This window comes from Anaeromyxobacter sp. SG17 (assembly GCF_022690695.1).
In the GTDB taxonomy this organism is placed as follows: Bacteria; Myxococcota; Myxococcia; order Myxococcales; family Anaeromyxobacteraceae; genus Anaeromyxobacter; species Anaeromyxobacter soli.
Map to the genome: position 1 here is coordinate 24,594 of NZ_JALCYX010000051.1, position 6,245 is coordinate 30,838.

At 76.3% G+C, this 6,245-nt stretch carries 3 protein-coding genes and 1 pseudogene; 1 reads left to right on the forward strand and 3 read right to left on the reverse strand.

Annotation, left to right across the window (positions count from 1 at the left end):
* Positions 1-197: 197 nt before the first annotated feature.
* Positions 198-1,484 (reverse strand): DNA recombination protein RmuC, encoded by a 1,287-nt coding sequence (locus MNY60_RS16795; RefSeq protein ID WP_242340148.1) that lies wholly within the window; start codon positions 1,482-1,484, stop codon positions 198-200.
* Positions 1,485-1,569: 85 nt separating this feature from the next.
* Here MNY60_RS16795 and MNY60_RS16800 point away from each other — a divergent pair, with 85 nt between their 5' ends.
* Complete coding sequence (locus MNY60_RS16800) at positions 1,570-3,264, forward strand: hypothetical protein (RefSeq protein WP_242361175.1); 1,695 nt, start codon at positions 1,570-1,572, stop codon at positions 3,262-3,264.
* Here MNY60_RS16800 and MNY60_RS16805 read toward each other — a convergent pair.
* The gene (locus MNY60_RS16805) at positions 3,261-5,222 is read right to left on the reverse strand and encodes a hybrid sensor histidine kinase/response regulator (protein ID WP_242361176.1); all 1,962 of its coding nucleotides are present in this window, start codon (positions 5,220-5,222) and stop codon (positions 3,261-3,263) included. The genes MNY60_RS16800 and MNY60_RS16805 overlap by 4 nt on opposite strands.
* Positions 5,223-5,386: 164 nt before the next feature.
* Positions 5,387-6,245: pseudogene (locus MNY60_RS16810) on the reverse strand (transglutaminase); the annotation flags it as partial.

Consider the following 6,245-nt stretch of genomic DNA (forward strand, 5'->3'; position numbering starts at 1 on the left):
ATCGTGTCGAGGAGTCGGTCCGGGTCCCTCGGCGACGGTTCACAGGGCGGCGCGGGCCAGGACGGAAAGTGAATGCGGGAGGCGGCTCACCCGGCGTACGGGTGCGACAAACAGTGAAAGCGCCGGCGACCGGCGAGGGCGCCACGGCCGGAGCCGGGCATCCTCACCGCCGCGCGGCGTACCCGCCGCCGGGGAGGTCAGCGGCCCGCGGCCGGCTCGGCGAGCTCCGGGGCGACGACCGCCCGCGGGACGACCTCGATCGCCGCCAGCGCGTCGAGCTCGGCGTCCGCGGGGGCGGCGGAGAGCGTCTCGAAGCGCCGCGCCGCGGGGAGGACCCGCGCCTCGAGGGAGCCGACCGCGCGGTTGTACGCCTCGACGGTGCCGCCCAGCGCCCGCCCGAGCCGGGCGAAGTGGCCGCCGAGATCGGCGATCCGCTTGTACAGCTCGCGGCCGAGCGCGCCGACCGCCTCGGCGTTCTCGGCGACCTGGGCCTGGCGCCAGCCGTACGCCACGGCCTTGAGGAGAGCGATGAGCGTGGTCGGCGTCGCGATGATGACCTGCCGCTCCACGCTCGCCTCGAGGAGCGAGGGGTCGGCCTCCAGCGCCGCCGCGTAGAAGCTCTCGCCGGGGAGGAACAGCACCGCGAACTCCGGCGCGGGCCGGAGCCGCTCCCAGTAGGCCTTGCGCCCGAGCTGCTGCACGTGCTCGCGGAGCTGCCGGGCGTGATCGGCGAGGTGCGCGCGCCGCGCGCCGTCGTCCTTGGCCTCGATCGCCTCCAGGTACGCCGCGAGCGGCGCCTTGGCGTCGACGACGACGTTGCGCCCGCCCGGGAGGTGCACGACGAGATCGGGGCGCAGCCGGCCCTCGTCGCCGTCCACCGTGGCCTGCTCCTCGAAGTCGCAGCGGTCGAGCATGCCCGCGAGCTCGACGACGCGGCGGAGCTGCAGCTCGCCCCAGCGGCCGCGAGCCTGCGGGGCGCGGAGCGCCTTCACGAGGTTCGCCGCCTCGCCGCGGACCTGCGCCTGCGCCTCGGCCACCTGCCGGAGCTGCTCGGTGAGCGCGCCGTACGCCCCCTCGCGAGCCCGCTCGATCCCGCGCAGCTCGCCGTCGAGCTTGCCGAGCGCCTCGCGGACGGGGGCGACGAGCGCCGCGATCGCCTCCTCGCGCCGGGCGAGGTCGCCGTCGGCCGCCGCGCGCTCGCGGCCGAGGGCGGCGCGCGCGAGCTCGAGGAAGGAGGCGCTCGAGGCGCGGAGCGCGTCGGCGGAGAGCGCCTTGAAGGCGTCGGACAGGCGCGCGCGCGCGTCGTCCACGAGCGCCCGCTTCTCCTCGGCGCCGGCCCGCTCGGCGGCGAGCGTCGCCTCGAGCTCGGCGATGCGCACGGCCCGCTCGGCCGCGCGCCGCGCCTCGCCGCTCCGCGCGAGGAAGCCCAGGGCGGCGCCGAGCGCGACGCCGAGTGCGAGGAGGAGGAGACCCGTCGAGTCCATGTGGGAGAGCCTACTCCCGCGGTCTGTCCGCCCCGTTCGCCTGCGCGGCGCAGGAGGTCGCCCCGAGGTAAAAGGACCGGACCCCATGGAGGACCCCTCGATGCGCCTCGCCGCCCGATCCCTCGCCACCGCACTCTCCGTCGCAGCGCTCCCCGCCGCCGCCGCGCCCCGCGCGCTGCCCGGCGCCGCCGACCTCCGGCGCGCCGACGCGCGCTACGCGCCGGTGGACCTCCGCCTCGATCTCTCCAGGCTGCCCGAGGGCGAGCGGCGCGCGCTCGCGCGGCTCGTCGAGGCGGCGCAGGTGATGGACGCGCTCTTCCTGCGACAGGTCTGGGCCGGGAACGAGCCGCTCCTCCTCGCGCTCTCCCAGGACCGCTCGCCGCTCGGCGCCGCGCGGCTCGCCGCGTTCCTCCGCAACAAGGGGCCGTGGGACCGGCTCGACCACGGCGCGCCGGCGTTCCTGCCCGGCGTGCCGGAGAAGCCGGCCCAGGCGAACTTCTACCCGGCCGGCGCGACGAAGGAGGACGTCGAGCGGTGGCTCGCGGGGCTCTCCCCGGAGGCGAAGGCCGCGGCGACGGGGTTCTTCACGACGGTGCGCCGCGCCCCGAATGGCGGCTTCGTCGCGGTGCCGTACGCGCTCGAGTACCAGGGCGAGCTCGCCCGCGCGGCGGAGCTCCTCCGCGAGGCGGCGGCGGCCACCGCGGACGCCGGCCTGCGCAAGTTCCTCGAGGCGCGCGCCCAGGCGTTCGTCTCGAACGACTACTACGCCTCGGACGTGGCCTGGATGGAGCTCGACGCGGCGGTGGATCCCACCATCGGGCCGTACGAGGTCTACGAGGACGGCTGGTTCAACGCCAAGGCCGCCTTCGAGGCGTTCATCGGCGTCCGCGACGACGCCGAGACCGCGAAGCTCCAGCGCTTCGCGGCGGAGCTGCAGGGCATCGAGGACGTGCTCCCGATCGACGCGGCGATGAAGAACCCGAAGCTCGGGGCGATGGCGCCGATCCGGGTGGTGAACGAGCTGTTCGCGGCGGGCGACGCGATGCACGGCGTGCAGACCGCCGCCTACAACCTGCCGAACGACGAGCGCATCGTCCGCGAGATGGGCTCGAAGCGCGTCATGCTGAAGAACGTGCAGGAGGCCAAGTTCCGGAAGGTGCTCGTGCCGCTCGCCGGCCTCGCGCTCTCGCCGGCCGACCGCGCCGCCGTCGCGTTCGACCCGTTCTTCACCCACATCCTCATGCACGAGCTCCTGCACGGGCTCGGGCCGCACGAGATCACCGTCGCCGGCCGCAAGACCACCGTCCGCGCCGAGCTCGGCGACACCTACAGCGCCCTCGAGGAGGCGAAGGCCGACGTGGCCGGGCTCTTCGCGCTCCGGAAGCTCCTCGACGAGGGGAAGCTCGACCGCGCCATGGAGCGGACGCTCTACCCGACCTTCCTCGCCTCCGCCTTCCGCTCCATCCGCTTCGGCGTCGGCGAGGCGCACGGGCGCGGCATGGCGCTGCAGCTCAACTGGCTCCTCGACGCGCGCGCGATCGTCCCGCGCCCGGACGGCACCTTCGCCATCGACGGCGCGCGGATGAAGGAGGCGGTGGTCTCGCTCACGCGCGAGATCATGACCATCCAGGGGAAGGGCGACCGGGCCGCGGCGAAGGCGCTGCTCGAGAAGATGGGCGTGGTGCGGCCGGAGGTGAAGGCCGTCCTCGACCGGCTCTCGAAGATCCCCGTCGACATCGCCCCGCGGTTCGTGACCGCGGAGGAGCTCACCCGGGGCTAGCGCGGGGCGCGCGCCAGGGCCGCCTCGATCGCGCCGAGCGGCGGGGGCTTCGCGAGGTGCTCGTCGAAGCCCGCCTCGGCGGCTCGGCGGAGGTCGTCCGGCAGGGCATAGCCGGTGAGCGCCACGAGGTAGGCGCCGCGCGTCGCCGGGTCGGCCCGGCACGCGCGCGCCACGCCGTAGCCGTCGAGCTTCGGCAGCCCGATGTCGCAGAAGACGACGTCCGGGCACAGGGCGCGGGTGGCCGTCACGGCGGCCTCCCCGTCGTGCGCCACGGCCACCTCGTGGCCGGCGAGGACGAGCAGGTCGTGCAGGGTCTCGGCCGCGTCCACGTTGTCGTCGACCACGAGGACGCGCCGCCGCGCCGCCGTGGCCGGAGGTGCGGGGAGCGGGGCGCGCTCCGCCGGAGCCGCGGCGATGGGGAGGCGGACCACGAACTCGGCGCCCGTCCCGAGGCCCTCGCTGTGCGCGTAGACCTGCCCGCCGTGGAGCTCCGCCAGCCGCCGCACGAGCGCGAGCCCGAGCCCCAGCCCCCCCCGGCTGCGCTCGAGGCTCACCTCCGCCTGGGCGAACGGCTCGAACAGCCGCTCCAGCATCCCCGGTTCCATCCCGATGCCGGTGTCGCGCACGCGGAGGAGCGCGTCCGCGCCGAGCGAGAAGAGCTCGAGCAGCACGTGGCCGCCCGGCGGGGTGAACTTGGCCGCGTTCTGGAGGAGGTTGCCGACGATCTGGGTGAGGCGCGTCGCGTCGCCCGAGATCGGCACCGGCGCGCCGGGGACGTGCACGTCCAGCGCGACGCCCGCCTCCGCGAAGAGCGAGCGGTGGTCGTCGGCAGCGCGCCGGACCACCTCGCCGAGCGACACCGGCGCCGTGCGGAGCTGGATCTTGCCGCGCGAGATGCGGGTGAGGTCGAGCAGGTCGTCGACGAGCCGCGAGAGGTGCCCGAGCTGCCGCTGCAGGACCGCGCGGGCCCGCCGCGCGGGCTCGGCGCCGGGATCGGTCCGGTCGAGCACGTCGAGCGCGTTCCGCATCGGCGCGAGGGGGTTCCTGAGCTCGTGCGAGAGCACGGCGAGGAACTGGTCCTTGCGCCGATCGGCGGCGACGAGGGCCTGCTCCGCGTGCTTTCGCTCGGTGACGTCCAGGGCGATGCCGCGGACGCGCACCGCCTCCCCCGCTGCGTCGTACTCGGCGCGGCCGATCTCCCAGAGCCAGCGCTCGCCGAGGGCCGGATGGTGGATGCGGAACTCGGCGCTGTACTCCTCGCCGTGCTTCACCGCCTGCGAGAGCGCGCTCTGGGCGACCGGCGCGTCCTCGGGCACCATCCGCCGCTCCCAGGCCGCGATGTCCGGCCCGCGCGCCGCGAGCGCCGTGCCGAACAGGGCGTGGCACTCGGGGGACATCCACGCCGTCCGGGCGACGAGGTCGAGCTCCCAGACGCCCGCGTGCGCCGCGCGCTGCGCGAGCCGGAGCAGCGCCTCGCTCGCGCGCAGGTTCTCCTCGATGCGTCGGCGCGCGGTGATGTCGTGAACCGTCGCGACCGTCCGGAACGGGCGCTCGTTCGCGTCCCGCAGCACGGTCCCGGTCACCACCACCCACGCGATCTGCCCGTCCTTCCGGACGTAGCGCTTCTCGATGGTCCAGCCGTCGGTCTCGCCGCGCAGCGCCGCCGTGATGGCGGCCGCGTCGCGGGCGCGGTCGGCCGGGTGGGTCAGGTCGGCGACGCCGCGCTCGAGCAGCTCCTCGACCGAGTAGCCGGTGATCTCGCAGAAGCGCCGGTTCACGCGGACGAAGCGGTTCCGAGCGGGATCCCCCATGGCCTTGCCGCTCCCGGCGAGGTCGAAGATCGCGCGGAACTCCCGCTCGGTGGGGATGAGCTCGGAGGGGGTGCCGTCGTCGAGCGGCTCGGGGGGAGAGGTCCTCCCGGTGGTGGCTTCCAGCGGCGAGCGCCTCGGCACGATCACTCCGGTACGGGTCCTTCGAGAGCGCGGATGTTACCGCGCGCGCCGGGGCGCGACGACCGCAGCCGCGCGGCCCCGTTGGGCCCCGCTCAGCCTGGTCTCACGCATTCGGGGGCGCGCGCGGACCTCCTCGGGTCGAGTCCGCGCGGCCCCGCCAGCGCTGCACCTCAGCGCTTCCCGGACCGCCCCTCGCCGCGCGGCGGGGAGCCCGCGCTGGAGGCCGGCGCGCCCTTGCCGCCGAGCAGCGCGAGCCGCCGCCGCGCGAGGACGTGCGCGCCCGAGGGGTCCTCCGCGCCGTCGACGAGGTCCGGCTGCACGCGCGCGTACGCCGCGCGCGCCGCCTCGGGGAGCGCGAAGCCCTCGGCGATCCGCCCGGCGACGAACCAGTCGGAGCCCTCGAGCGGGCGCCCGTCGTCGAGGGAGCGGAGGAAGACGTCGCGCGCCTCGGCGGGACGGCCGAGCTCGGCGTACACGGCCGCGAGGGTGTTCAGCGCGGCGTGGTCGCCCGGGGCGCCCTCGACCGCGCGGCGCGCCCAGGCGAGCGCCTCGGCCGCGGCGCCGCCGCGGAACAGCTCGAGCCACGCGCCGTCGTTGTAGACGACGGGGGTCGCGCGGCCGGTCTCGACGAGCCGCCGGAACCCGCGCGCGGCACCGTCGCGATCGCCGAGGAGGAGGCGCGAGCTCGAGGCGAGCGCGAGCACCTCCGCGTCGTCCGGGAGGCGCGCGAGCATCGCCTCGGCCGCGCGGGAGAGATCCGCGCCGCGCCCGAGCCGCCGGAGGGCCCAGGCCTTCGCCGCGAACCCCTCGTGCGAGGCGGGCGCCTCGGCGAGCAGCGCGTCGGCGGCCGAGAGCACCGCCTCCGGCCGGTCGCCGTTGCGGTGCGCCTGCGCGAGCGCGACGAGCACCGCCCGCCGCGCCGCCGGCTCCCGCGCGTCGCGCGCGGCGGTGAGGATCTCGACTCCGCCCGGGTCGCCGTCGGCGAACGCGGCGAGCGCCGCCGCGGCGAGCCGCGCGTGGGCGGCATCG

Coding starts and splice junctions, on each gene's coding strand:
- MNY60_RS16795 (WP_242340148.1), bottom strand. CDS start 1,484: ATGGACTCGACGGGTCTCCTCCTCCTCGCACTCGGCGTCGCGCTCGGC.
- MNY60_RS16800 (WP_242361175.1), top strand. CDS start 1,570: ATGGAGGACCCCTCGATGCGCCTCGCCGCCCGATCCCTCGCCACCGCA.